The sequence below is a fragment of the Monashia sp. HAY1-5C genome, assembly GCF_056755255.1.
Genome location: NZ_JBPGXG010000016.1, coordinates 21,286 through 47,623, shown reverse-complemented (window position 1 = coordinate 47,623; position 26,338 = coordinate 21,286). Strand labels below are relative to the sequence as shown.

21 protein-coding genes and 1 tRNA gene are annotated in these 26,338 nt (G+C 72.4%); 12 read left to right on the top strand and 10 right to left on the bottom strand.

Annotated elements, in window-relative coordinates; all coding sequences use genetic code 11:
• Positions 1-113 precede the first annotated feature (113 nt).
• The gene (locus ACR9ZK_RS04395) at positions 114-1,847 is read right to left on the bottom strand and encodes an MDR family MFS transporter (RefSeq protein WP_481340662.1); all 1,734 of its coding nucleotides are present in this window, start codon (positions 1,845-1,847) and stop codon (positions 114-116) included.
• 1 nt (position 1,848) lies between these two features.
• A complete protein-coding gene (locus ACR9ZK_RS04390) occupies positions 1,849-2,382 on the bottom strand; it encodes a MarR family winged helix-turn-helix transcriptional regulator (protein WP_481340661.1) in 534 nt (177 codons plus the stop codon).
• A gap of 254 nt (positions 2,383-2,636) precedes the next feature.
• Between ACR9ZK_RS04390 and ACR9ZK_RS04385 the strand changes: the two genes are divergently transcribed.
• Entirely contained in the window at positions 2,637-3,452 is an 816-nt protein-coding gene (locus ACR9ZK_RS04385; protein WP_481340660.1) for an ANTAR domain-containing protein, read from the top strand.
• Positions 3,453-3,623: 171 nt separating this feature from the next.
• Here ACR9ZK_RS04385 and ACR9ZK_RS04380 read toward each other — a convergent pair whose 3' ends face one another.
• Both ACR9ZK_RS04380 and ACR9ZK_RS04375 read right to left on the bottom strand, forming a co-directional pair.
• Entirely contained in the window at positions 3,624-4,412 is a 789-nt protein-coding gene (locus ACR9ZK_RS04380) for a sigma-70 family RNA polymerase sigma factor (RefSeq protein WP_481340659.1), read from the bottom strand.
• A 331-nt stretch (positions 4,413-4,743) separates the two neighbouring features.
• Positions 4,744-5,604, bottom strand: a complete 861-nt coding sequence (locus ACR9ZK_RS04375) for a maleylpyruvate isomerase family mycothiol-dependent enzyme (protein WP_481340658.1) — start codon at positions 5,602-5,604, stop codon at positions 4,744-4,746.
• 26 nt (positions 5,605-5,630) lie between these two features.
• Here ACR9ZK_RS04375 and ACR9ZK_RS04370 point away from each other — a divergent pair, with 26 nt between their 5' ends.
• The 8 genes from ACR9ZK_RS04370 to ACR9ZK_RS04335 all read left to right on the top strand — a co-directional run bounded on the left by ACR9ZK_RS04370 (position 5,631) and on the right by ACR9ZK_RS04335 (position 14,864).
• A complete protein-coding gene (locus tag ACR9ZK_RS04370) occupies positions 5,631-7,691 on the top strand; it encodes a bifunctional copper resistance protein CopD/cytochrome c oxidase assembly protein (RefSeq protein WP_481340657.1) in 2,061 nt (686 codons plus the stop codon).
• Positions 7,692-7,805: 114 nt separating this feature from the next.
• On the top strand, positions 7,806-8,036 hold the full coding sequence (locus ACR9ZK_RS04365) for a DUF6767 domain-containing protein (RefSeq protein WP_481340656.1): 231 nt from the start codon (positions 7,806-7,808) through the stop codon (positions 8,034-8,036).
• A 10-nt stretch (positions 8,037-8,046) separates the two neighbouring features.
• Positions 8,047-8,850 carry a carbon-nitrogen family hydrolase gene (locus ACR9ZK_RS04360; RefSeq protein ID WP_481340655.1) on the top strand — a complete coding sequence of 268 codons (804 nt, stop codon included), beginning with the start codon at positions 8,047-8,049 and terminating at the stop codon, positions 8,848-8,850.
• A gap of 158 nt (positions 8,851-9,008) precedes the next feature.
• Positions 9,009-10,880 carry an NHL domain-containing thioredoxin family protein gene (locus ACR9ZK_RS04355; protein WP_481340654.1) on the top strand — a complete coding sequence of 624 codons (1,872 nt, stop codon included), beginning with the start codon at positions 9,009-9,011 and terminating at the stop codon, positions 10,878-10,880.
• Positions 10,881-10,980: 100 nt separating this feature from the next.
• The gene (locus ACR9ZK_RS04350; protein WP_481340653.1) at positions 10,981-11,886 is read left to right on the top strand and encodes a hypothetical protein; all 906 of its coding nucleotides are present in this window, start codon (positions 10,981-10,983) and stop codon (positions 11,884-11,886) included.
• A 113-nt stretch (positions 11,887-11,999) separates the two neighbouring features.
• Complete coding sequence (locus ACR9ZK_RS04345; protein ID WP_481340652.1) at positions 12,000-12,290, top strand: DUF6458 family protein; 291 nt, start codon at positions 12,000-12,002, stop codon at positions 12,288-12,290.
• Between the two features lie 171 nt (positions 12,291-12,461).
• Complete coding sequence (locus ACR9ZK_RS04340) at positions 12,462-13,961, top strand: acyltransferase family protein (protein WP_481340651.1); 1,500 nt, start codon at positions 12,462-12,464, stop codon at positions 13,959-13,961.
• A 270-nt stretch (positions 13,962-14,231) separates the two neighbouring features.
• Positions 14,232-14,864 carry a CGNR zinc finger domain-containing protein gene (locus tag ACR9ZK_RS04335; RefSeq protein WP_481340650.1) on the top strand — a complete coding sequence of 211 codons (633 nt, stop codon included), beginning with the start codon at positions 14,232-14,234 and terminating at the stop codon, positions 14,862-14,864.
• Positions 14,865-14,958: 94 nt separating this feature from the next.
• On the opposite strand, the gene ACR9ZK_RS04330 is transcribed toward ACR9ZK_RS04335, so the two are convergent.
• Positions 14,959-16,821 (bottom strand): acyl-CoA dehydrogenase, encoded by a 1,863-nt coding sequence (locus ACR9ZK_RS04330; protein ID WP_481340649.1) that lies wholly within the window; start codon positions 16,819-16,821, stop codon positions 14,959-14,961.
• 179 nt (positions 16,822-17,000) lie between these two features.
• Positions 17,001-17,741 carry a TetR/AcrR family transcriptional regulator gene (locus ACR9ZK_RS04325; protein WP_481340647.1) on the bottom strand — a complete coding sequence of 247 codons (741 nt, stop codon included), beginning with the start codon at positions 17,739-17,741 and terminating at the stop codon, positions 17,001-17,003.
• A gap of 70 nt (positions 17,742-17,811) precedes the next feature.
• Here ACR9ZK_RS04325 and ACR9ZK_RS04320 point away from each other — a divergent pair, with 70 nt between their 5' ends.
• Positions 17,812-20,022 carry an MMPL family transporter gene (locus tag ACR9ZK_RS04320; protein WP_481340646.1) on the top strand — a complete coding sequence of 737 codons (2,211 nt, stop codon included), beginning with the start codon at positions 17,812-17,814 and terminating at the stop codon, positions 20,020-20,022.
• A 51-nt stretch (positions 20,023-20,073) separates the two neighbouring features.
• Here ACR9ZK_RS04320 and ACR9ZK_RS04315 read toward each other — a convergent pair.
• From ACR9ZK_RS04315 to ACR9ZK_RS04305, 3 genes are all read right to left on the bottom strand, one after another.
• Positions 20,074-20,147: transfer RNA gene (locus tag ACR9ZK_RS04315), tRNA-Gly, on the bottom strand.
• Between the two features lie 69 nt (positions 20,148-20,216).
• Positions 20,217-20,714 (bottom strand): FBP domain-containing protein, encoded by a 498-nt coding sequence (locus ACR9ZK_RS04310; RefSeq protein WP_481340645.1) that lies wholly within the window; start codon positions 20,712-20,714, stop codon positions 20,217-20,219.
• A 423-nt stretch (positions 20,715-21,137) separates the two neighbouring features.
• Positions 21,138-22,778: a CYTH and CHAD domain-containing protein gene (locus ACR9ZK_RS04305; RefSeq protein ID WP_481340644.1), complete on the bottom strand. Its 1,641-nt coding sequence runs from the start codon at positions 22,776-22,778 to the stop codon at positions 21,138-21,140.
• Between the two features lie 309 nt (positions 22,779-23,087).
• Here ACR9ZK_RS04305 and ACR9ZK_RS04300 point away from each other — a divergent pair, with 309 nt between their 5' ends.
• Together ACR9ZK_RS04300 and ACR9ZK_RS04295 are read left to right on the top strand one after the other, a co-directional pair.
• Positions 23,088-24,527, top strand: a complete 1,440-nt coding sequence (locus ACR9ZK_RS04300) for an NAD(P)/FAD-dependent oxidoreductase (RefSeq protein WP_481340643.1) — start codon at positions 23,088-23,090, stop codon at positions 24,525-24,527.
• 58 nt (positions 24,528-24,585) lie between these two features.
• Entirely contained in the window at positions 24,586-24,951 is a 366-nt protein-coding gene (locus ACR9ZK_RS04295; RefSeq protein WP_481340642.1) for a cupin domain-containing protein, read from the top strand.
• Between the two features lie 43 nt (positions 24,952-24,994).
• Here ACR9ZK_RS04295 and ACR9ZK_RS04290 read toward each other — a convergent pair whose 3' ends face one another.
• Entirely contained in the window at positions 24,995-25,894 is a 900-nt protein-coding gene (locus tag ACR9ZK_RS04290) for a LysR family transcriptional regulator (RefSeq protein WP_481340640.1), read from the bottom strand.
• Positions 25,895-26,338: the final 444 nt, after the last annotated feature.

Here is a 26,338-nt window from a genome sequence, read left to right as displayed (position 1 = left end):
CCCCCCCCCCAGATGTAGCTCCGTCTCGTGGGCTCGGAGATGTGTATAAGAGACAGCCTGAAGGGCGTTGGCAGCTGCTCGGTGTGTTGCCGGCGAGGGGCGGGCTCTGAGGGTCAGTGGCCGGCTGCGGCCACCGGGGCCACCTCCGCGTCACCCTTCTGGCCGCCCGGCTGCCCCGGCTTGGGCCCGAGGTCGACGTGCGGCAGGAAGAACGTCGCGATGACGGCGAGCACCATGACGGCCGCCGCCGCGAGGAACACGACCGACATCGAGTCGGCGAACCCGACGAGGAACGGCCGGGCCAGGCGCGGGTCCAGGTGCTGGATGAACGAGCTGTCCTGCAGCGCGGCACCGCCCGCCCCGAAACCGGCACCGGACTGCTGGGCGGCGTGCAGCTGCTCGACGAACTGCTTGTTGACCGCAGGGTCGCCGCCGGTGGGGTTGCGCAGCGCCGCCTGGAACGTCGGCGTCGGCGCGATCCGCCCGAACGCCTCGCCGATCTTCGTGCCGGCCTGGGCGAAGAGGATGGACAGGAAGACGGCGGTGCCGAGCGTGCCACCGATCTGCCGGGTGAAGGTCGCGGACGACGTGGCCACCCCCATGTCGCGGCGGTCCACGGCGTTCTGGATCGCCAGGGTCAGCGGCTGGAAGTTGAAGCCGAGGCCCAGGCCGAAGAAGAACATCCCGACCATGACCATCCACAGCGCGGTGTCGGCGGTGACGTAGTGGAACCCGAGGAGCGCCAGGACGAGCAGGATGGCTCCGATGATCGGGAAGTGGCGGTAGCGGCCGGTGCGGGAGATGAGCTGGCCGGAGATCACCGAGCCGCTCATGATGCCGAGCGTCATCGGCAGCAGCATCAGGCCGGCCTGCGTCGGACTCGCGCCCTGGACGATCTGGAGGTAGAGCGGCAGGGAGGCGAGCCCACCGAACATGCCCATGCCGATGAAGACCGACGCGATCGAGCCGGCGCCCACGGTGCGGTTGCGGAAGAGGCGCAGCGGCAGCAGTGCCTCCTCACCCATGGCCCGCTCGACGAGGAAGAACGCGACGAGCCCGACGAGGCCGATGCCGTAGCAGAGGACGGACGTGCCCGAGCCCCAGCCCCACTCGCGGCCCTGCTCGGCGACGATGAGGAGCGGGACGAGCGCGACGGCGAGCGTCACCGCGCCCCAGTAGTCGATGCGGTGGTCGAGGCGGTGGTGTCGCAGGTGCAGGGTGCGGGTCACGACGATGAGCGCGGCGACGGCGATCGGCACGTTGACGAGGAAGACCCACCGCCACCCGGTGACGCCGAGGAGGGTGTCCTGACCGGCGAAGAAGCCGCCGATGACGGGGCCGAGCACGCTCGAGGTGCCGAACACGGCCAGGAAGTACCCCTGGTACTTGGCGCGCTCGCGCGGCGGCACGATGTCACCGATGATCGCCAGGGACAGCGAGAACAGGCCACCGGCGCCGATGCCCTGGACGGCGCGGAAGGCGGCGAGCGACGGGATCGACCACGCCAGCGTGCAGAGCATCGAGCCGATCGTGAAGATCGAGATGGCGAAGAGGAAGAACTTCTTGCGCCCGTAGATGTCGGACAGCTTGCCGTAGAGCGGCGTCGCGATCGTCGAGGTGATGAGGTACGCGGTGGTGACCCAGGCCTGGCCGGCGAGGTCCTTGAGGTCGTCGGCGATGACGCGCATGGCGCTCGCGACGATCGTCTGGTCGAGCGCGGCGAGGAACATCCCCATCATCAGGCCGACGAGGATCGTCACGATCTCACGGTGCGCCAGCGGCGGGTCCTCGGTGGCCCGCACCGGGCTGTTCGCCGCTCCCGACGGACCCGTGGTGGTGTCGGACATGTCAGTCCTTCCTGTTGTGTCGGTCGGCCGGGCCGTCCGATGACGTGGTGGCGGCGAAGGGCATGGGCGGAACGGCCGCGCCCCGGGCACGCAGGTTGGTGTCGAGCGCGTCGGCGAGCTCGTGCAGGTCGGTGACGAAGGTGGCGACGCGGGCCCCGTCCCAGGCCTGCAGGAGTCCCTGGAACCAGGAGGACCTGCTCTCGAGGATGTGGTCCAGGACGGTGCGTCCCTCGTCGGTCATCGACACGACGAGCGCCCGACCGTCGTTCGGGTCGGCCGTCTTGGCCAGCAGCCCGGTCGTGACGAGCGCGCTCACCTGGCGGCTCACGGTCGACACGTCGTTGTGCAGCATCGTGGCGAGGTCGGAGATCCGCACGGGGTCGGAGGACCGGGCGACGACGAACAGCACGGGGTAGACGGACGCGTCGACGCCGTCGTGGATGCGCGGCGCGGTGTGCTTGGCCGCCACGAGCAGCTTCTGCACGCGGAGCAACGCCATGAAGACGGCGTTCGCGTCCTCCCTGTCGACGGTCACGACGGTCCCGAATTGCTTGTTTGCACCAAGCAAGTATTGGACCGCGCGTTCCCGCTGTCAAACGCGCCCCGGAGCGGCGGGCGAGGACGCGGGGTCACCGGGAGTGGCGGGGCGGGTGGCCGGTCGGGTGCCCGGCCGCGGTCCGCATGTGGTTGTCTGTGCATGCGCCTCGGGGGAGATGCCAAGATGTCTGCGCCGTCGCCGTGTTCGAAAGGGAGCACGGTGCGACGGATCCCGACCCCTCAGGAAGTGCCATGCCCGCCGACGACCTCGCCGACGTTCCCGTCGACCCACCGACTCCGGGCGCGTCCGCGAGCGACCTGCCCGTGCCCGATGCCTCCGTCACGGCCACGACGGCGCAGGACGCGACGATCCAGGACGCGTTCCACGGGCTCTCGGCACTCATCTACTCGGGGGCCGACGCCGGCTCGATCCACCACGCCCTCGTCCACGCGGCCGTGCGTCTGGTCGACGGCTGTGACCGGGCCTCGCTGCTCATGCGCTCGCACGACCGCTACCTGACGGCGGCCTCGACCGACGACATCGCCCGACGGATCGACCAGATCGAGCTCGAGCTCGGCGAGGGCCCGTGCGTCGACGCCATCCTCGACGAGGCCTACCAGCACGACCCCGACCTCACGAACGCGACGACGCCCTGGCCCCGCTTCACCGAGCGGATCGTCGCCGAGACGCCGGTGCGCTCGGCCATCGGGTACCGGCTGCTCCTCGAGGGGGACAAGGTCGGCGCGCTCAACCTCTTCTCCGACACCCCGGGCGGCCTGACCCGCGCGTCGGCGGACGTCGGTGCCGTCATCGCCTCGTTCGCGTCGGTGGCGCTCATGGCCATCCGGGCGCGGGAGGAGGCCGCGACCCTGCGTCAGGGCCTGCACAGCAACCGCGAGATCGGCAAGGCCGTCGGCCTGCTCATGGCGGCCCACCACATCAGCGGCGACGCCGCGTTCGAGCTGCTGCGCCGGACGTCCCAGGAGCTCAACATGAAGCTCGCGCACGTCGCGACGCAGGTCATCCAGGGCCAGGAGTCGCAGTTCCCGGTGCCGCCGAAGAGCTGACCCGCGACGGACCGGGGCGCCGAGCGCCACGCACCGGTCGACGCGTCCGCACGAACCGGACGCGTCGACCGTGGTGGGCGACGGGCGGGACCGTTGGGTCGGCGCCCGCGCACTGGGTGCCGAGGCAGGAGGGCGCGAACTCCACGCCCGGACGCCTCCGCCCCCCTGCTCTCAGGCGCTCGCGACGCCTTCGGCGTCGAGCTGGCGGCGCAGGGACTCCAGGATCCGGCGCAGCAGGCGGCTGACCTGCATGGCCGACAGGCCCATCGACTCGGCGATCTCGGCCTGGGTCATGTCGTCGACGAAGCGGCGCTCGATGATCTCCTGCTCGCGGGCGGGCAGCCGCAGGATGGCCGACCGGACGACGATCGAGTCGTCGAGGGCCGGGTCGTCGCCGAGGTCGCCGCGGGCGTCGAGGAGGTCGAGGACCGGCCGCCCGCCCTCGCTCGTCGTCACGTCGAGCGAGGCGGGCCGCAGGTTCGACGCCGCGACCTGGGCCTCCTTGACCGACTCGACGGGAATGGCGAGCTCCTCGGCGAGCTCGTCGGGGTCGGGGTCGTGGCCGAGGACCTGCTCGAGACGCGAGCGGGTGTCGGTGACGAGCTGGCGACGCTCCTGCAGCTCGCGCGGCGGCCGGACGAGCCAGCCGTAGTCGCGGAAGTAGCGACGCAGCTCGCCGGTGATGGTGGGCGTGGCGTAGGCACCGAACTCGGTGGTCTTGTCGAGGTCGAAGCGCTGCACCGCCTTGAGCAGGGCGAGGAACGCGACCTGCTCGAGGTCCTCGCGGTCCAGACCCTTGCCCGAGTAGCGGTGGGCGAGCGACCGGGCGAGGGGCATGTGCAGCCTCGTGACGGCCTCGAGCGCCTCGTTGCGCTCGGACTCGGAGTCCGAGGTGCGGAAGGTGGTGATCAGCTCTCGCGTACGTGCGTCCTTGCGCGGACCAACCGTGATGTCGGTCATGGCAATCCTCCATGGGAAGTCCCCGAAGCGGCGCTGGCTTGACCGGCTGCCTCGACGTTAAGCCCTTGTCCAACGTTTGGCAAGGGCGGGTCGGGTGGTCGGCTGCGGTCCGGCGGTGGACGGAGGGTCCCCTCGGGAGCTGGCATCGTGACGGATCATGCACTGCGAGAACGCAGCCCGACGTTCGAGCAACGGTCGGAGACCCCTCGGAGGACGTCCGGACGCTGCCCAGGTTCTGCGTCGCTTTCCCCGGGCGCCCACCCCGGCGCGAGGTCCCTGTCCAACGTTGGGCACGGGTCGAGCGTTTGCGACCCTGGCGGCCCCGGGTGGGTCAGTGGGTCAGGACGAGCGCCTGGAGGACGCGGCGCGCGATGGCCTCATCGCCGTGGACCGAGAAGCGCAGGTCGTCGACCTCACGGCGCCCGGCGGCGCGCCGGGTCAGGGCGTCGGTCGTCAGCTGGATCGACGTGACGTCGAGCTGCTCCTCCCCCTCGGCGCGGTGCTGGCCGCTGAAGAGCGCCTCGCCGAAGGGCCGCCCGTCCTCGCCCGTGCACACGCGGACCCCACCGCGGGCCTGCACCGGTCCGGTGACGTCGAGGACGACGGCGTGCCCCGGCTCGATGTCGGCCACCCGCGCCACCACGCGGGGCAGGGCGTCGAGGATCTCCTCGGTGAAGACGGCGGCGGCGGGGGAGTCGAGGTTGCCGGGGCGGTCGAGGGCGGCGCGGATGTCCTGCTCGTGGCACCACATGTCGACGATCCGCCGCCGCAGCTGCAGGCCGAACGTGGCCTCGGGGCCGAAGAACCCGCCGATGACGGTGTCGAGGTCGGCTCCGGAGGCGCGCAGCGCGGCCATCCGCCCGGGGTGGAACTCCGCCAGCTCGGCGACGACGTCACGCCCCGAGATGGCACGCCGGCTCTCGACGTCCTGCTCGACGACGCGGCCGAGGTCGTTGCGGATGTGCGGGTAGTCCGGCACGTCGACCCGCGAACGGCGCACGCCGGCGAAGGCTTTCTCGGCGCCCACGACGTGCGAGAACTGGTCCTTGACCGTCCAGCCGGGGCACTCGGTGTCGCGCTCGAAGTCCTCGTCGCGGCATGCGTACCCGAGATCGATGATCGACAGCACGGTCTGGTCGAACGCGTCGAGCAGGCCGTCGCGGTCGACAGGGGCGGCCGGGTGGATGGGCATGTCACCACACTACTTACCCTTGGAGCATGTCCGCCGTGCACCGAGAGCCGCCCGAGCCCGCCCCCGCGGACCGGCTCTCGCGCCCCGCGTGGGCCGTCGCCGGCGCGCTCGTCGTCGGCCTGCTGGCGTCCGTCCTCGCGGCCCGCTCGACCGGCGCCGCGGCGCCGCTGCCGGGGGGTCTCGTCGATGCCGGCGCCGGGGTCCGATGGGCCCTTCCGCTCGTCCGCGTCGTCCACGACGTCGCCGCCGCCTTGACACTGGGTGCCCTGCTCCTCGGCGCGACGATGGTTCCCGGCCGCACCTCCGCGGCCAGCGCGGCGCCCGACGAGCCGCGTCGCGCCGACGCCCTGCGCATCGCCGTGCCCGCGGCCTTCGTGTGGGCCGCCGCCGGCGTCGCCGGAGTGGTCCTCGGCCTCGCCGATGCCGCCGGTGTGCCGCTGTCCGACCCGGCCTTCGGCGGCCTGCTGCCCGAGGTGTGGTCGATCGAGTCGCTGCGCGTCGGCGTCATCAGCGCCTGCTGCGCCTTCCTCGTCGCCTCGGTCGCGGCCGTCGCCCGTTCGCGCGCCGTGACACTGGCCCTCGCCGCCGTGTCCACGTTCGGGGTCCTCGTCCTCGGCCTGGCCGGTCACGCGGGCGGGTCGGCCGACCACGAGACCGCGGTCAACTCCATCGCCGCGCACCTGCTGAGCGCGGCCGTCTGGGTCGGTGGCCTCCTCGCGCTGCTCGTCCTCTGGCACTCGCTCGGCGACGCCGTCGGCATCGTCGCCCGGCGGTACTCCACCGTCGCGCTGTGGTGCTTCGTGACCCTCGGGGTGTCCGGCGTCATGAACGCGACGGTGCGCCTCGGCTCCCTGTCCGACATCGCGACGCCGTACGGCGTCCTCCTCGTCGTCAAGACCGTCGCGTTCGTCGTCCTCGGCGCCGCCGGGGCCTGGCACCGGCGCGTGACGCTCGACCGCCTCGACGCCGCCGTGGCGGGCGCGTCGGGGGGGCTGCCGCGCGGGCGGCTCTTCGTGCGCCTGGCGGTGGGTGAGTCGCTCGTCATGGGCCTGGCGTTCGGCGTCGCCACGGCCCTGGCGCGCAGCCAGCCGCCGGTGCCCGAGACCGAGCCGAACCCCAGTATGGCCCTCGTCCTCACCGGGTTCCCGCCCCCGCCCGCGCCGACCGCGCTGTCGTGGGTCACGGCGTGGCGGGTCGAGTGGCTCTTCCTCGCCACCGCGCTGCTCGCCCTGGGGCTGTACGTGGCCGGCGTCGTGCGGCTGCGCCGTCGCGGTGACCGGTGGCCGGTGCTGCGCGTCGTGGCGTGGGTCGCCGGCTGGGCCCTGTTCGCCTACGCCACCAACGGCGTGCTCGGCATCTACGGCCGCGTCTCGTTCTCGTGGCACATGACGCTGCACATGATCGAGGCGATGGTCGTGCCGATCTTCCTCGTGCTCGGGGCCCCCGTGACCTTGGCGCTGCGCAGCCTGCGGCCGCGCCGCGACGGCACCCTCGGCCCGCGCGAGCTCGTCCTCGGCCTCGTGCACTCGCCGGTCCTCAAGGTCGTCGGCAACCCCGTCTTCGCGGCGGCCTTCTTCTTCTTCAGCCTCGTCGTCTTCTACTGGACCGGCCTGTTCGAGCTGGCGCTGACGACCCACACGGGGCACCTGCTCATGACCGCCCACTTCGTGCTCGCCGGGTACCTCTTCGCGTGGGTTCTCATCGGCATCGACCCGGGGCCGAAGCGGTGGAGCCCCGCCCTGCGGCTCATCGTCCTCTTCGCGACGATCGCGGCGCACGCCTTCTTCGGTGTCGCCATGATCACCGGCACGACCCTGCTCGGCGCGGACTTCTTCACGACGATCCGCCTCCCGTGGGTGCCCGACCCGCTCGCGGACCAGCGCTTCGGCGGCGGCGTCGCCTGGGCCATCGGCGAGCTGCCCAGCCTCGTGCTCGCCCTCGTCGTTGCGGCCCAGTGGTTCCGGTCCGACAAGGCGGAGTCCACGCGTCGCGACCGACGGGCCGACCGGGACGGCGACGCCGAGCTGGCCGCGTACAACGAGCGGCTCGCCGAGCTGGCCCGCCGCGACGAGCACACGCCGCGCTGAGCGGGCGTCGAGGACACCCGTCCGGTCGGCTCGGACCGGCGGCGGCCCCACGCGTCGCGTCCTGGGACACCGGTCTCTACTACGTCATGTAGTATGAGGTGGGAAGGAGTGGAGATGGCCCGAGTTCCCGTGCCGCAGTGCCCGATTCGCCTCGGCGAGCCGTGCACGCTCTGCGTCCCCGGCGCCACGGGCCCGCAGGACTGCGGGCTGGTGTGGCTGGTGCAGGACGACCCCGAGCTGCGCGAGGACCTCGCCCGCCGACGCTCCGGTCTCGCGGTGGCGCGCCGGGCCGAGCGGGTGCGCGCCCGGGGCAGCGGACGGGCCACGCCCCGGACCGACGTGTGAGAGTGGACCCATGAAGGTCGCCCTCATCCAGCTCGCCTACGGTGACGACGAGTCCGTCGCCGACCGCACCGCGCGCGTCACGCGTCTCGTCCGCGAGCAGGAGGGCCACGACCTCGTCGTGCTGCCCGAGCTCTGGCCGGCCGGCGGCTTCGACTACCGGCACTGGGACGAGCGGGCCGAGGCGGTCGACGGCCCCGTCGCGACCGCCCTCGCGGACGCCGCCCGCGACGCCGGCGTGACCCTGCACGGCGGGTCGATCGTCGAACGCGGCCAGCCCCTCGCCGAGGGGGACCACGGGGTCTGGAACACGAGCCTCGTCTTCTCGCCGCAGGGTGAGCTCGTGGCGACGTACCGCAAGGTGCACCGGTTCGGCTTCGGTGACGGCGAGCCGCGGCTCATGGATGCCGGCGCCGACCTCGTCGTCGTCCCCGTCCCCGTCGCGGGTGGCGAGGAGGTGCCGGTCGGCCTGTCCACGTGCTACGACCTGCGCTTTCCCGAGCTGTACCGTCGCCTCGTCGGTGACGGTGCGCTCGTGTTCGTCGTGCCCGCCGCCTGGCCGATGCGACGCGTCGAGCACTGGACGCTGCTCGGGCGGGCCCGCGCCGTCGAGGACCAGTGCGCCGTGCTCCAGTGCAACACCGCAGGGACCCATGCCGGTCACGAGATGGGGGGTCGCTCGCAGGCCGTCGACGCCACCGGCCGGGTCCTCGCCGAGGCCGGTGCGGGCGAGGAGGTCCTCAGCGTCGAGGTCGACATCGACGCCGTGCGGCAGTGGCGGGAGGACTTCCCGGTCCTCGCCGACCGCCGCCTCTGACCCGACGCGGCGCACGTGGGCGTGCACGTTGGCCGCAGGCAGCCGCGTTCGCGCCAGGAGCGGGCCGTGCAGCGCGCACTCCTGACGGAACACCGCACTCGTGGCCCGTTCCCGGACCGCCCGGGGAAGGCCGACCGGCCCGACGTATCGTCGCTGGGGTGAGCACCGTACCCACCTCCTCCGCCTCTCCTCGAGCCCGCGTCAAGGTCCGCGCCCCGGAGCTCGTCGGTCGCGGCTGGCTCAACACCGGCGGGCGGAGCCTGTCCCTGGGCGACCTCCGCGGGCGGGTCGTCGTCCTCGACTTCTGGACCTTCTGCTGCGTCAACTGCCTCCACGTCCTCGACGAGCTGCGTCCGGTCGAGGAGCAGTACCCGGACGCCCTGACGATCGTCGGGGTCCACTCGCCGAAGTTCGAGCACGAGGCCGACCCGGACGCGCTCGCCGCCGCCGTCGAGCGGTACGCCGTGCACCACCCCGTCCTCGACGATCCCGAGCTGACGACATGGGACGCCTACACGGCGCGGGCCTGGCCGACGCTCGTCGTCATCGACCCGGAGGGCTTCGTCGTCGCCTCGATGTCGGGGGAGGGCCACGGCCCGGGGCTGGCGGCCCTCGTCGGTGAGCTCGTCGAGGAGCATCGCGCCAAGGGCACGCTCCAGCCCGGTGACGACCCGTACGTGGTCCCGCCGCCGCCCGACACCGCGCTGCGCTTCCCCGGCAAGGCGGTCGCGCTGGCGGACGGCTCCTTCGTCGTGTCCGACACCGCCGGCCACGCCGTCGTGCACCTCGAGCCGGACCTCGAGACCGAGCGGGCCCGCTGGGGTGGCCCCGGTGTGCTGGCCGAGCCGCAGGGTGTCCTGCTCGCCACTCCCGAGGTCCGCGACCGCCTCGGGGTCGACCTTCTTGTCGCCGACTCGGTAGGCCACGCGCTCAAGGGGATCCGCGTCGCGGACGGCGCGGTCGTCACCCTCGCCGGCACCGGCCACCAGCTGCGCGAGCGCACCGGCGGCGGCCCCGCCCTCGGGCAGGCACTGTCGACCCCGTGGGACCTCGCGTGGTTCGAGGGACGCGTCGTCATCGCGATGGCCGGCACGCACCAGCTGTGGGCGTGGACCCCCGGCCACACCGTGGAGGAGGGCACCGTCGAGGTGCTCGGCGGCACGTCGAACGAGGGTCTCGTCGACGGACCCGCGCCCGAGGCCTGGTTCGCCCAGCCCTCCGGCCTCGCCACGTCCGCCGACGGGGCGCGGCTCTGGGTCGCCGACTCCGAGACGTCGGCCCTGCGCTCGGTGGCGCGTGCCGCGGACGGGTCCCTGGCCGTCGAGACGCACGTCGGAACGGGGCTGTTCGACTTCGGGCACCGCGACGGCGACGCCTCCGAGGCGCTGCTGCAGCACCCCCTGGGAGTCACCGAGCTGCCCGACGGCTCGGTCGCCGTCAGCGACACCTACAACGGCGCGGTCCGCCGCTTCGACCCGGCGACGCGTCAGGTGTCGACGCTCACCCAGGGCCTCGCCGAGCCGAGCGACGCCGTGGTCGAGGTCGACCCCGCCACCGGCGCGACGCGTCTGGTCGTCGTGGAGTCGGCGGCGCACCGGCTCGTCCGCGTGCCGCTTCCGGCGGAGGCGCAGCAGGTGCAGGGCCCGGCGCACCGCACGCAGCGCCCGCCGACCGCACTGCCCGCGGGCGAGGTGCACCTCGAGGTGAGCTTCGTGCCACCCACGGGGCAGAAGCTCGACCTCCGGTGGGGCGACCCGACGCGTCTGGACGTGTCCGCGACCCCGGACGCGCTCCTCGTCGAGGGTGCCGGCCGGACGCCGGGACTGACCCGCACCCTCGTGCTCCGGGACGGCGTCGGGTCCGGCACGCTCCACGTGTCGGTCCAGGCCGCCGCGTGTGACGGGGACCCCGACACCGGCGAGGTGCCCGAGCACGCTGCCTGCCACCTGTTCCAGCAGGACTGGGGCATTCCGGTGGTGTTCGATGCGAACGCACCCGCCAGACTGGACCTCGACCTTCGCGGGGTGTAGCCCACCTGTGGGGAGGGCCGGCGACCGACAGCTGGACTCCCTCGGTCCGGAGACACTTTCCACTGCGACGCGTGAGTCGCCCTACGAGACAAGGGGTTCCGTGCCCACATCGTCCTCAGGCTGGTTCTTCAGGTCGCTCATCGCGACTCTGCTCGGGCTGCTCGCCGTCGTGCTGCTGCCGGTCGCGCTCGTCGCCTTCTGGGCCTCCACGACGCTCACCGACACCGACGCCTTCGCCCGCGAGCTCGGGCCCGTCGTCACCCAGCCCAAGGTGCAGGAGACCCTCGCGGACACCCTGACGACGGGAGTGCTCGACGCCATCGAGCTGCAACCGGTGGCCGAGCGCGCTCTGGAGCCGGTCATCCGGAGCGAGGCGACGAGGATCGTCGCGAGCCGCACGGTCGAGCGAGCGTGGACGGCGTCGATCCGCCAGGCGCACCAGCGGTTCGTCGCGATCATGCAGGGCCGGGCCCACACTCCCGTCGATGCCGACGGCCGGGTCTCCCTCGTCCTGCAGGTGCCCCTGCCCGGCGTCACGTCGGCCCTCCAGCAGGCCGGTGCCGCCGACGTCGCGGCGGCGCTCAAGCCGACGATCCGCGTCCCCCTCGTCGAGGAGTCCCAGCTCGCGACGGCCCAGCGGCTCTACCGGCTGACATCGACCTGGGGGACGTGGGGTCCGCTCGCCGTCGCCGTCCTCGGGCTGCTCGCCATCGTCGTCGCGGTGCGGCACGCCCGTGCGGCAGCGTGGCTCGCGGTCGGCTGGGGTGTGGTGTCACTCCTCGGCATCCTGGCCGTCATGATGGCCCGCGGCCCGCTCATCGACCGCGTCGATCCGGCCGTCGCGCCCGCCGTGGCGCGCACGGTGGCCGACGCGGCCTACGGCCTGGCCGCCAGGGGCCTCTACGTCGAGCTCGGGGCGGCGCTCGGTGTCGCAGTGGTCCTGCTCCTCGTCGCGGCCATCGGTGGCCGCGTGGGTCAGGCCCGTCGCACCCGTCAGCAGTACTGAGGGCCGGGACCGGGCGCCAGCGGCGGCGGCGCGGCCGTGCGGAAACGCAGACCGTGGGGTATGGGGCCTGCGAGAGGCGTGCCAGCAGGGCGCGCTCCGACGAAGGAGTGCAGATGGGTATCGGACTCGGGATCTTCCTTCTCGTGGTCGGTGCGATCTTCTACTTCACCAACCTCGACTCCGACGTTCTCAACATGAGCAGCGGCACGGGAAACACGGTCGGCATCATCCTCATGGTCGCGGGCGCGCTCGCGATCATCCTCGGCCTCATCATGAACGCCCAGCGGACGCGCACCCAGCACACGGTCGTCACCGAGCGCCGGGGCGGCCCGGACGTCGTCGAGCACCGTGACACCGACGAGGTCGTCGAGCGCCGCGTCGAGCGTCGCGACGACGGCTACTGAGCCGGCGGCCGACTCCACAAGCCGACGCCAGACACCGCCAGGGACGACGACGCCGCCCCAGGGCTGACGCGCCCACGCGCCGGAAACCCCTCTGGCGCCCATACCCTCCGACCGGCGACCTGAGCACGTGAACCCATCCGCTCGGGTCGCCGGTCGTGCTGTCATGACGAGGTGACGACGACCTCCCCGCGGACCTCGCGCAGCCCGCGACCGCGCGCCCGGGACTCGCGCTCGCCCGGACCGACCGCCGCCGAGGTCGACGCAGCGACACCCTCGAACCGGGACCGTTGGGCCGACACGCTGCGTGCCGGCTCGCTCGTCGTCGTCATGCTCGGGCACTGGCTGATGGTCGACATCACGGCCGACGGCCACATCTCCAACGCGCTCGTCGCGGTGCCCGCGCTCCAGCCGCTCACCTGGGTGCTCCAGGTCATGCCGTTGTTCTTCCTCGTCGGCGGCCTGGCCCACGCCCACGCCCTCGAGTCGCTCGAGCGACGATGGCCGGCGCCGCGGGGCCGATACGCCGCGTTCGTGCGGTCCCGCACGACTCGCCTGCTGCGTCCGACGGCTGCCTTCCTCGTCGTCTGGGTCGCGGGCGGCGTCGCGGCCCACCTGTCGGGCGTGACCTCCGGCTCCTCCGACCGGACTCGGCTCGCGCGTGACGCGCTCGTCCTCGTGCCACAGCTGCTGTGGTTCGTCGGCATCTACCTCGGGGTCTGCGCCTTCGCGCCACTCCTGCGACGACTGCACCTGCGGTTCGGGGTCCGGGTCGTCGTCGCCCTCGTCGCGGCGGCCTGTGTCGTCGATGCCGTGCGGTTCGGCGGCGGCCCGGCGCTCGTGGGGAATCTCCAGTTCGCGCTCGTGTGGCTGGCCCTTCACCAGCTCGGGTTCCTCTGGCGTGATGGGCGGCTCACGCCGCGCGTCGGCGCCGTGATGGCCGTCGGCGGCTACGCGGCGATGGCCCTGCTCGTCGGGTTCGGGGCCTACCCGGTGTCGATGGTCGGGCTGCCGGGAGAGGCCGTTTCGAACATGGCCCCGCCGACGGTCGCCCTCCTCGCGCAGGGCATCGGCATCTGCGGCCTGGTCGTCGCGGTCCGCCCGCTCGCGGACCGAGCGCTGGCGCGGCCGGCTGTCTGGAAGGGCGTCGCCGTCGTCGGCCGGTTCGCCATGACCGCGTTCCTCTGGCACCTCACGGCGCTCATGGTCACGCTGCTCGCGCTCCGTGCCGTCGGCATCAGGCAGCCGGCGGTCGCATCGGTGTCGTGGTGGCTGACGCGTCCCGTGCTGATCGTCGTGCTCGCTGCCGTGACCGCCGCGCTCGTCGCCGCCTTCCTGCGGTTCGACCACGGTCCTCGGTCACCCGGTGGGAGCGACGCGGCTGCCGCGGAGGCACGTCGGTGGCCGGACATCCTCGCCGCGGTCGCGGCCTTCGTCGTGTTCCTCGGCATCCTCATGGTGTCGGTCGTCGGGGTCGACATCCTCGGCAACCGTCCCGTCTTCTTCCTGGTCGGGGACGTCGCGCCGGCCGTCGCGTTCGCCGTACTGCTCTGCGGCACAGGCCTCCTCGCGGCCACGAGGCCCGCGAGCGGCGCCGGCCACCGGCACGTGCCGCACCGTCGTTCGCGCCACGAGCACCCGAGTCCCGTCGAGGTACCCGCGGCGCCCGTGTGACATCCGCCGCGGCACGAGCGATGGTGGCGACGACAGAGACGGTCCGTCTCCTCGTGAACCTGCGCCCAATGCGTGGAGGCCGCCGCCCCAGGAGTGCGGGCGTCCGCCACGGGTGCGTCGAGCAGCGCCCACTCGTGCGGCCGGCGCGCACGTCTGGGGGAGCCGCGCGTTCCTCGGGCATCCGCCCGCGCTGACCGCAAGACGGCTGTTAACCGGTCGTACCCCTGAGACCGGTTGGCGTGCCGTGCCGCGACGCGTCAGACTGCGGTCGTGTTCAAGTACGTCGTCGACGACCGGGAGCTGCCGACGCAGGTCGCCGGCCATCCGGCGCTCGAGCTGTGCAACACGAGCGCCGGCTGGGACCTACCGACCGGGCGCCGCGGGGAGTACCTCACCTCCTACGACGACCTCGCCGTGTGGGCCCGCGAGGTCGGGCTCGTCGACGAGGTGACGACGGTCCGTCTCCGGCGGGCCGCAGCGGCGCACCCGAGCCGGGCCAGGGCGATCCTTCGTGAGGTGCACCGGCTGCGCACCGACGTCCACGACCTCGTCCTCGGAGGGGCCGGCCCGGCTGCGCTGGGTCGCTTGGGCGGTCTCGCGGTTGAGGCACGCCAGTGCCAGGCCCTGGAGCGCACGGCGGCCGGGGTGCGCTGGGCGTTCACGCGCGACGCCGGGCTGCACGAGCCGCTCTACGCCGCAGCCCTGAGTGCGGCCGACCTCCTCACGGCGGACGGGTCCGTCGCCGTGTCGGCGTGCCCCGGCGAGGGGTGTGGCTGGCTCTTCCTCAACCCGACGGGCCGACGGCGCTGGTGCATCATGGCCGTCTGCGGAAACCGGGCCAAGGCACGCGCCTACGCCGAGCGGCACGCGTCGACGCGGGCCGGCGCAGCGAACCGACGCTGAGGCACCCGGCCCGCGGACGACACGAGCCCCCGCCGGTGACCGGCGGGGGCTCGGACGGGTCGGCCGCGTCCGGACCCTTTCCGCGCAGGGTTCGTCAGAACGCGGACTCAGGGATCTCCATGAGGTCGTTGTCGGTGGCCTCGGCGATGGCGCGCTCGGCGGCGATCTTCGGCAGGACGTTCTTGGCGTAGAACGAGGCCGCGGCCACCTTGCCGGTGTAGAAGTCGGCGTCCTTGCCGGTGGCGCCGCCGTCGAGGGCCCGCTGCGCGACCTCGGCCTGGCGCAGGAGCAGCCAGCCGACGACGAGGTCGCCGGCCGCCAGCAGCAGGCGCGTCGTGTTCTGACCGACCTTGTAGAGGTTGGTCACCTCGCCGCCCGTGCGCGGGTCACTCTTCACGAGGTCGTCGATCATGTGGCCGAGGATGCCCTGGACGTCCTCGAGCGCCTTGCCCAGCAGCTCGCGCTCGGCGTCGAGCGAGCCGCCGAGGTCCTTGGCGAACTCCTGGATCTGGCCGGCGACGTGCTGCAGGGCCTGGCCCTTGTCGCGGACGATCTTGCGGAAGAAGAAGTCGAGGCCCTGGATCGCGGTCGTGCCCTCGTAGAGCGTGTCGATCTTCGCGTCGCGGACGTACTGCTCGATCGGGTAGTCCTGCAGGAAGCCCGAGCCGCCCAGTGTCTGCAGCGACTCGGTGCCGAGCAGCACCCACGCGCGCTCGGACCCCAGACCCTTGACGAGCGGCAGGAGCAGGTCGCTGACGCGGCTGGCCAGGTCGGCCTCGGAACCCTTCTCGACCGCCGCGGCGGGGTTGCCGTGCTGAGCCTGGTTGACGGTGTCCTGCTGGGTGGCGGTGTAGACGACGAGAGCGCGCAGGCCCTCGGCGTACGCCTTCTGGAGCATGAGCGAGCGACGCACGTCGGGGTGGTGGGTGATGGTGACGCGAGGGGCGGACTTGTCGGTCATCTGGGTCAGGTCGGCGCCCTGGACCCGCTCCTTGGCGTACTCGAGCGCGTTGAGGTAGCCGGTCGACAGCGTCGCGATCGCCTTGGTGCCCACGAACATCCGGGCGTTCTCGATGACCTTGAACATCTGGGCGATGCCGTCGTGGACGTCGCCGAGGAGGGTGCCCACCGCGGGCTCGCCGTCGCCGAACGTCACCTCGCACGTCGTCGACACCTTGAGGCCCATCTTGTGCTCGACGTTGGTGACGTACGCGCCGTTGCGTTCGCCGAGCTCGCCGGTCTCGAGGTCGACGTGGAACTTCGGGACGATGAACAGCGACAGGCCCTTGGTGCCCGGGCCGGCGCCTTCGGGGCGGGCGAGGACGAAGTGCACGACGTTGTCGACGAGGTCGCTCTCGGCACTGGTGATGAAGCGCTTGACCCCCTCGATGTGCCAGGTGCCGTCGGGCTGCTGGATCGCTCTGGTGCGTCCCGCGCCGACGTCGGAGCCGGCGTCGGGCTCGGTGAGGACCATCGTCGTGTGCCACGCCTTGTCCACGATGTGCTTGGCGAGCTTCTTCTGGTCGTCGGTGCCGAGGTGCCAGAGCAGGTTCGCGAACGAGTAGCTGGCCGTGTACATGTGGATGGCCGGGTTGGCACCACAGACCATCTCGGCCACGGACCAGCGCAGTGACGCCGGCACGACCATGCCCCCCAGCTCGGCGGGCACGTCGAGGTTGCCCCAGTCCCCGTCGACGTACGCGCGGAAGCTCTTGCGGAACGAGTCCGGCATCGCGACGGTCCTGGTGGCCTGGTCGTAGACGGGCGGGTTGCGGTCGGAGTCCAGCAGGCTGTCGGCCAGCTCGTGCTCGGCGAGGCGCGAGACCTCGCGGAGGATGTCCTTGGCGGCGTCGACGTCGAGGTCGGCGTAGAGGCCCTGACCGAGGATCTCGCCGCGGCCGAAGACCTCGAAGAGGTTGAACTCGAGGTCGCGCACGTTGCTCTTGTAGTGGCCCATGGGCTTCTCCACCGTTCTTGTCGCTGGGACCGCCGGACGGTCCCCCGGAGCCGTGTGTGGACGGCCACCCGGTGGCGAAGCGCCCATCGGCGGGCGCCACCAAGTTACTGGCCGGTCACTTCCATCATGCTACCGACCGGTAATGAACGCAAGGGGAGGCGCGCCCGACGGGGCGTCGGTCAGGGCGCGCCCGCCTCCTCGCGACCCGCGAGGCCGAGGAGGACGAGAAGCTCGGCCAGGCGTCCCTCGAAGAACTCCTCGGCGTCGTCGACGGCCCACCGCAGGTGACCGAACGCCTCCGTGGCGACGGCGCCGTAGAGACTCTGCCAGCAGTAGACGTAGAGCATCGCCGCGTTGGTGTCGATGGGCAGCCCGGCTCCGTGGGAGAACTCGTCCAGCTGGGCGCGGATCCGCTCGGGGATCGGGCGGCTCCACCGGATGCCGTGGCCCTCGCGCTCGATCTCGGCGAAGACCTCGAGCCACACGAGGGCGAAGCTCTGGCCGCCGTCGGCGGCACCGTGCTTGTCCTCGTGGTCGACGACGACGCCGGGGATGGGGGCGCCGAAGAGGAGCGAGAACTCGGGCACGTGGTCGAGGGCCCAGCGTCGGAACGCTCGGGCCGTGTGGGCGAGCCGGTCGGCGGCGCTCGCCCCCTGCTTCTCGTCGCGGACCGCGTAGAGGTGGGCGCCCAGCTGGCTGTAGAGGTCGACGCAGACGCGCGCGAGCAGCGCCTCGCGCGACTCGAAGTAGCGGTAGATCGCCGGGGCCGTCATGCCGACCCGCTCGGCGACGGCGCGCACGGTGACCGCCTCGACGCCGCCCTGGACGAGCAGCTCGCGGGCTGCCTCGCTCAGCTCGGCCTGGGTGGCTGCGAACAGCCGCTCACGGCGGGTGGACTCGGTCTTGACGACGTCCGGCACAGGAGAACTATAGTTGATCGCATCCGTTAACAACGTTCACTACTCAGAGCCATAGTCATCGGAGATAACCATGTTCCAGACCTTGGGCCGCGTCGTCACCGACGGTCGCCGCGTCGTCGTCGCCCTCACCATGGTCCTCGCCGTCGCCGCCGGTGCCTTCGGCCTCGGCGTCTTCGGCTCCCTGACCAACGGCGGCTTCGACGACCCCGCCAGCGAGAGCGGCCGCGCCGCCACGCTCCTGCAGTCGCGCATCGCCCGCACGTCACCCGATCTCGTCGTCCTCCTCGACAACCCACGGCGTACCGTCGCGGACCCCGCCTACCGCGCCGCCGTCGACACCGCCCTGGCCGCGCTGCCGACGCAGGACGTCGTCAGCACGCACACGTACTGGAGCACCGGCAGCGACGCGTTCGTCGCCGGGGGCGGCCACACGACCTACGCCGCCGTGACGCTGCGCGACCCCCAGGCCCTGACCGAGGACGCCGCGGCCGTGGACACGCTCCGGTCGAGGCTGACCGACGCCGGCTATGACGTCCGCCTCGGCGGTCCCGCCGGCGCGAACCTCGACATCTCCCACCGCGTCGCTGCCGACATCGGGCGTGCCGAGTCGCTCTCGATGCCGATCCTGCTCCTGTTGCTCGTCGTCATCTTCGGCAGCGTCGTCGCCGCGTCGCTGCCCCTTCTCGTCGGCGGGCTGTCCATCGTCGGGGCGTTCGCGGCGATCCGCGTCGTCACCGCGTTCACCGACGTCAGCATCTTCGCGGTCAACCTCGTCACGATCCTCGGCCTCGGGCTGGCCATCGACTACGGCCTGCTCATGGTCGGGCGGTTCCGCGAGGAGCTCGCAGCCGGCCACGACCGCATCGAGGCCACCCGTCGGACCGTCTCCACCGCAGGACGAACCGTGGCGGTGTCGGCAGCCACGGTCGCGGTCGCCCTCTCCGGCCTGCTCCTGATCCCGCAGACGTTCCTGCGCTCGATGGGCATCGGCGGCATCGCGGCCGTCCTCATCGCCGCCGCCGCTGCAGTCCTCGTGCTGCCGGCGGTGCTCGCGATGCTCGGCACGCGCGTCGACCGCTGGTCGCTGCGTCCCCACCGGGTCGAGCGAGGCACGGGCTTCTGGTCGCGGCTCGCCGAGCTGGTCATGCGGCGTCCTGTCGCCTTCCTCGCGTCGGGGCTGGCGGTGCTCGCCGTCCTCGCAGCACCCTTCCTCGGCGTCCGGTTCGGCGGCGTGGACGAACGGGTCCTACCGGCCGACGCCGAGGCCCGCCAGGTGAGCCAGGTGCTCGCGCAGGAGTTCGGCGTCGCCACGACCAGTCCCGTCGTCGTCGCCGCGACGCTCGACGCGCCGGTCGCGTCGGCACAGGGCAGGGCGACGCTCGACGGGTACCTCACCGACCTCCGCGCCCTCGAGGGCGTCACCCGCACGCAGGTCGTCGGCGCGGACGGTGACCTCGCGGCCGTTGCCGTCACCTACCGCGGCGAGTCGCTCGACCAGCAGGCCAAGGACGTCGTCGCCGGCGTGCGGGGACTGCACGCCGACGGCGTCCGGCAGGCGCTCGTCACCGGACCGACGGCCCAGCTCATCGACCGGCTGGACTCCATCGGCTCCACCCTGCCGCTCATGGGGCTCGTCGTCGCCGGCGCCACGTTCCTGCTGCTCTTCCTCGCGTTCGGCTCGCTCCTCATGCCGCTCAAGGCCATCCTGCTCAACGTCGTGACGCTCGCGGCCACGCTCGGGGTCGTCACGTGGGTGTTCCAGGAGGGGCACCTCTCCTCGTGGCTGGGCTTCGAGTCCAGCGGCTTCGTCGAGGCCACCCAGCCCATCCTCGTCATGACGCTGGTCTTCGGCCTGTCGATGGACTACGAGGTGTTCCTCCTCTCGCGCATCCGCGAGCAGTACGACCGCATCGGCGACAACCGTGCGGCGGTCGCGGCGGGCATGCAGCGCACGGGGCGGATCATCACCTCCGCGGCGCTGCTCATCCTCGTCGTCATCGCGTTCTTCTCGGCGTCGTCGATCATCTTCATCAAGCTCATCGGTGTCGCGATGATCGTCGCGATCGTCCTCGACGCGCTGCTCGTGCGGATGGTGGTGGTACCCGCGACGATGCGGCTGCTCGGTGACGCCAACTGGTGGCTGCCGGGCCCGCTCGCTCGCGTGTACTCCCGCTTCGGCATCCGCGAGGAGGGCGACACCGTCGGCGGTCCGGACGCGTCCGGCTCGTCGGAGGCGTCGGGCAGCGGGACGCCGCGGCCCGAGCCTGTGGGCGTGCGCTGAGCCGCTAGGGACGCACGAAGGGCCCGGTCACGAGACCGGGCCCTTCGCCACTGGAGCAGGCGGCACGAATTGCACGTGCGTCTTCCTTCTGGAAGAAGGCTGTTCTGCTACTGAACTACACCTGCGAGGCGTCGCCCACCGTAGCCGACACCGTCCCCGGGCGTCCAACCCGCCGCTCCGGGCGGCGGGTTGGGTCAGCCGTGCCGGACCCGGCGCGCGAACGCCGTGGACCGAGCCCGCAGCTCCTCGACGCGTCGCTGCACCAGGGCGTGGGGGTCGAGGCCGCCCTCGAGCGCGTTCGGCGGCCGGCGCACGTGCGCCGAGCAGCTGAAGTCGGCGTGCACGAGGGTGCCCAGGCTGTTGCCCTCGCGGCCGGCGGCACCGCTCCGTCGAGCCACGAAGAGCGACACGTCGCTCGTGGCGAAGACGTCCTCGCACCACGCGCACATGGCGGTGCGGCCCCCCTTCCGGCCGGCCGCCCGGAGCACGAAGCCGATCGGCTCGTCGTCGACCGGGACGACGGCATATGCGCGCTGGGGACTGCCGCGGTCGGTCCAGCCGAGGTAGTCGAGGGCGTCCCACTCCTCGGCGGTCATCGACTCCAGGCGGTGCGGCACGGGCGCCTGCCTGGCCTCTCGACGCGAGCAGTTGACCAGGGAGGTGCGGATGTCGTTCTCGGACAGGGGTTTCACGATGGTTCCTTCGTGGCGCGGGTCTGCGGCAGGTGGGTCGGGAGGGCTCAGCGGTGGAACCGGTCCGCTGAACAGGCCATGGTGGCCACCTACCCCTCCGCGGGCTCACCCGCTCACGACGACACGACGCCCGGCGTCCGACCGCGCGAGGCGTCGACCATGGTGCGCCGCCGGGACCGGAGACGGCCACCGCATTTCCTCCCGGGCGACCTGCCGGGCGCCGAGTCCTGTCCGCCGGTGGGGCAGTCCGGCAGGACCACGGACAGGAACGGGGGCTCAAGATGATGCGCACCGCCACGTCGCACCTCCGACCGGGCCACCTCGTCTTCTTCATGTGCCTCCCACTGGCGGGCGGGGCGCGTCCGCTGACGGTGGTCGGATCCGACGGTACGGCGCCGTCCGGATGCCACCGAGAACGCCTCCTCAGCGAAGACGTCGACGAATCCGCTTGAGGTGCAATCGGTCCCACGCCTTCCCGAACTGGTCCTCGGCTCGGTCGGCGCGTCGTTCCTCCAGGGCGTGGAGCCGGCCGAAGGTGAAGCCGTTCTCGCCCGCGAGGTGGGCGCGCACGCCGAGGTCGCGCAGCACCGCGCGCGCGACGACGGCGTCCTGGTGCTCTCCGAGAGCGGACTGGACCCGCTTGGCCCGCTTGGCAAGCCTGCGGCCCCGCTTGCCGACCACGGGTACCGCGCTCTCGGCGGCGTAGCGCAGCCGCTTGGCCTTCTTGCGCACCTCGTGGAGAGCCGCGTCGTGGTCGTCCCCTTCGTGCCCCGCGACCTCGCCCGCACCCCGGCCCTGAGCGGACTCGTCGGCAGGTTCGGCCTCCTCCGCCGGGCGCAGCCGGCTCGCCGCCTTGCGCACACGCTTGGCGTCCCGGGCCAGCAACCGGGGCACGGCGTCGCCCGCCGTGACGTCCTCGGACCCCGCCGCCAGGGGCGGGCTGTCGACGAGGGAGTCGAGCGCATCGAGGAGCCGGAGGTACCGGTCGCTGTCGAGCGCCTCGCGTGCCGCGGTGAGGCCGGCCTGCTCGGCGGCACCGAGCTCGCCCACCAGGCGTGACACCACCGGCCCGAGGACGAGGTCGGCCGGCTGCGCCGCGACGGCTTCCTCGAGGTGGGTGCGCAGGACGTGGGCGTCGCGGGCGGGTCCGAGGACCTGCCCGAGCCACCGGAGCTCCTCGCGCAGGGGGTCGACGGCGTCGGGCCTGAGGAGAGGGCGGTAGGTGGTCAGCGCGGCTCGGAGGCGGCGGGCGGCGATGCGCATCCGGTGGACGGACTCCTGCTCGGAGCGGCGCAGCCCGCGGTCGTGCCGGTAGAGGTCCTGCAGGTGCCTTGCGAGGTGGGCACTCAGCACGGCACCGACCGGGCCCGCTGCGACCTCCTCGCGGCTCAAGCCTTCCGCGCCCATGGCGGTGTCGGCCAAGGATGGGGGGACGCGGCCGGCGAGCGTCCGTGCCAGCTTGGACCGGCTCGTCGACCGCTCCACGCCGGCTCCGCGGAGAGCGTCCTCGATGGCGTCGAGCGTCTCGGCCGTGCCGTCGAGGAGCTCCACCTCGGCCTCACGCCACTCCTCGGGAGGGGTCGAGGTGCCACCGGTGCGGTCGAGCGGCTCGGCGGTCACGTGGTCGTCGGTGAGCGACGCGAGCCGCGTACCGTCCGGGGCCACGAGGGTGCGCTCGAGCCGGCGGCTGCGGATCCGGGCCACCGGCTGCAGGGCGCGGCCGCGGAGCAGACCCCGCAGCCGGTCGACGAGCTCCTGCGGCGGCGTGTCGGCCACGCCGTGCGACGGTGCCGGCATCGTGACCTCCACGCGCGTGTCGGCCGCGTCGGTGTCGGGCAGCTTCAGCGTCCACCCGTCGTCGTCCCCGCCTCGGCGGACCCGCAGCGTGACCGCGTGGCGGAGCAGGTCGAAGCCCTCGGTGTCGAAGTAGACGGCCTCGAGGTCGTGCTTGACGGGCGCCGACACGGCGGCGACGCCGTCGACGGCGAGCAGGTCGGGCAGGTCGGCACCGGGGTCGATGTCGTACTTCCGCTCCGCCTCGTCGTGCCGCGACGCGTCGTCCATGGCCGGCCTCCTCACGCATGCGTCCGGCGCGGGGCACGGGCCCCGGCCCCGGGTCTGTCTTCCTGACGCGTACCCGCGGACGCGGTGCGCCGACCGGGATGAGGGGGGTGGCTACTGGGGCGGTGCGTCGACCGATAGAGCCGACCTATCGGTCAGCCTGCAAATCCGTCTTGGACGGTCGCAGCCGACACCGTGTTCCATGGATGACATGCCGAGCAGCCACCCCGTCGCGCTCGTCACCGCGAGCGATGGGGGCCGGTGCCCTTGCCCGGCCCCGGCCGTGGCCCGAGCAGGAAAGGTGTAGTCGTGGTGCGAGTCGAGACCCCGAAGAGGCCAGGAGGTGCGCCGGCTCCTCCACCGGCGCCCGGCAACCCGTGGGCGCGGAGCCTGTGGCTCGACGGGGTGGTCCAGGGTCTGACGCCGAGAGAGCAGCTGGCGGGCGACCACACCTGTGACGTCGCGATCGTGGGGGCCGGCTTCGGCGGCCTGTGGACGGCGTACTACCTCAAGAAGGCCGACCCGTCGCTGCGGGTCACCGTGGTCGAGGCCGAGATCGCCGGGTTCGGCGCTGCCGGTCGCAACGGCGGCTTCGTCTCGTCCGGGATCGCCGGCAGCGGCGCGCGCTACGCACGACGCAGCGGTTGGGACAGCGTCCATCGTGCCGAGCGCGAGGTCCTGCACGGGATCGACGAGATCGGCCGCGTCGTGTCGGCCGAAGGCATCGACTGCGGCTACAACAAGGCGGGGGCGCTCACCGTGGCGACCACCGAACCGCAGCTGCAGCGGGTGCGCGCCCGGATCGAGGCGAAGCACCGTTCGGGTCTCGGTCCCGAGGACATCAGGTTCGTCACCGCCGACGAGTGCTCCGAGTTCCTCCACGGGCCCCAAGGTCTACTCGGTGCGTCCTACACGCCGCACTGTGCTCGAGTGGACCCGGCACGGCTGGCACGCGGACTGGCGGAGGCCTGTGAGCGGCTGGGCGTCAAGATCTACGAGCAGAGCCCAGCAGAACACCTGGGCCCCAAGGTGGTCCGGTGCCGCAACGGACGGATCTCGGCCGACGTCGTGGTCCGGGCGACGGAGTCCTACACGATCCGTGAGCGAGGCCAGCGACGCAGCTTCCTGCCCCTGTACTCCTTGCTCATCGCCACCGAGCCGCTCCCGCAGGAGACCTGGGACGAGCTCGCGTGGCGGGACGGCATCGGGTACTCCGACATCGGGCACCTGTTCTACTACGCCCAGCGGACGGTCGACGGTCGGATCGTGGTCGGCGGCCGAGGAGCGCCGTACCGACTGACCAAGCCCGTTTCCCCGGAGAACGAGCAGAACGCCCGCGTCTACGAGCGCTTGGTCCAGACCCTGCACGAGGCATTTCCCGCTGTGGCGCAGGCTCGGATCACCCACCACTGGGGCGGCTCCCTGGCGGTTCCCCGCGACTGGTGCATGCGAACGACGTTCGACCGCACCACGGGAATGGGATTCGTCGGTGCGTTCGGTGGTCACGGCGTGACCGCCTCCAACATCTCCGGCCGGACGATGCGCGACCTGATCCTGGGCCACAGCACAGACCTGACGTCGCTTCCCTGGGTCGGCCACCACACCCGGAACTGGGAGCCCGAACCTCTGCGGTTCATCGCCTCGATGGCCATCCACAGGACCCTCGCGTCCGCTGACGCGTACGAGGAGCGCACCGGGAAACCGGCGAAGCGCGTACGGCTCGTTGCGCCGTTCCTGCCACCGGGCCACTAGCCGGTCCCAGCCGTTCACCAACCGCGCCTTGCCCTGCTGACCCCACGAGAGGACACCCATGCCCAGCCTGTACCACCAGCCCCCCACCGCCGTGACCGCTCCGCTGGAGCCCAGGGGCCAGCGCGAAGGGGCCGACAGCGGTGACCCCCAGATCGCCTGGACCGCCTTCGACTCGTCGGACGACGTCAGGGTCGGCGTGTGGGAGGCCGCGCCCGGCGGCTGGCCCATCGTGAACCGCGAGAACACCGAGACGTGCTACATCGTCGCTGGGCGCGCCACGATCACCGACGACAGCACGGGCGAGAAGACGGAGATCTCCTCCGGGCACGTGGTCACGTTCCCGAGGGGATGGTCGGGTCGCTGGGACGTCACCGAGACGATCCGGAAGGTCTACTGCCTCGTGGTGTCGCCCACCGACGGGTGAGCGGCGCTGCGCGCCTGCGCGGGCTGACCGGTGACGGTGCTCGTCAGTCCGTGTCCGGGGTCGCTCCGGCCGCCTCGGCCAGCGCCACGAAGGCCCCGGCCGCGGGGCTGAGTCGGTTGCGCTGCCACACCAGCGCGACGTCGAGCCTGTCGTCGACCGCCAGGCGTCGGACCTGCAGGCCGACGGCATCGGCCAGTGGGCGCCATGAGTCGGCGACCACGGCCGCGCCGACCCCGCTCAGAACGAGGGGCAGGAGTCCCTCGCGGTGCTCGATCTCCACCACGATCCGACAGTCGGTGGCGGCGACGATCGCGTCGGCGACTCGCCGCATCCCCGTGCCCGGCTGACCTGCCACCAACGGCAGGCCGCGCAGGTCGCTCATGCTGAGATCGTCGTTGCCTGCCGGCAGGTTCGCGTCGTCGCGTGCGACCAGGACGAACGACTGGGTCTCCAGGGGCAACCGGTCGAGGTCGCTCAGGGCGTCCGCCGGGCCGCTCGTGGCGACCACACCGACCTCGGCGGCCCCGCGTCGCAAGGCCTCCCGCACGTCGTCGGACCGGGGTGCCGCACCGACGGCGACCCCTACGCCCGGGTACCGTTCCACGAACGAGGCCACGAGTCCCGTCAGCGGGCTGACCACCTGGGACGGCATCGAGGCGATCCTCAACCGGCCACCGCGCAGGCCGTCGACGGCAGCCACCGTCTCCCGGGCCACGTCGATCGCACGGACCACCTCACGCGCCGGACCCACGAGCGCCACCCCGGAGGGGCTGAGCACCAGACCTCGTCCCTGACGGATGAACAGCTCCGTGCTCAGCTCGGCCTCGAGCCGGCGGATCGTCTGCGTGACAGACGGCTGCGCCACGAACAGGTGCTCGGCTGCCCGATGGACGGTTCCGTGGTCGACCACGGCAAGGAACTGGCGGAGCTGCCGGACGTCCATGGTGCCCCTTTCCGCGCCTCAGCGCGTCTCCTGCCCGCTCGTGCCCACTCTGCCCCTGTGCCGCTCTCGTGCCATCGGTTGCGGGCGGGCCGACCGCAGCATATCGATAGCCAGAAGCTATCGAAAGCAGCGCCCGGGAGCTCCCGCGGTGCGCAGCGCGGACCGTCGACCCGTACTGGGCCTGCGGTGGCTCGACCCCCGGCACCCGTGCGCCGAGCGATAGAGAGCGCCTATCGGTCAGCCTGCAAATGAGTCTTGGACCGCACCAGTGGTCACCGTGTTCCATGGATGACATGCCCACCAGCCGCCGCATCGCGGGGGCCGGGGACGGACCGGTACGAGCGTGCACGCAGCCAGCGGTCCGGGCCGTGCGTGATCCCACGGATGCCCGGGAGGTCGAGACGCCCACGGGAGGTTCCCAGGGCTGACGCCGGGCGGGCAGAG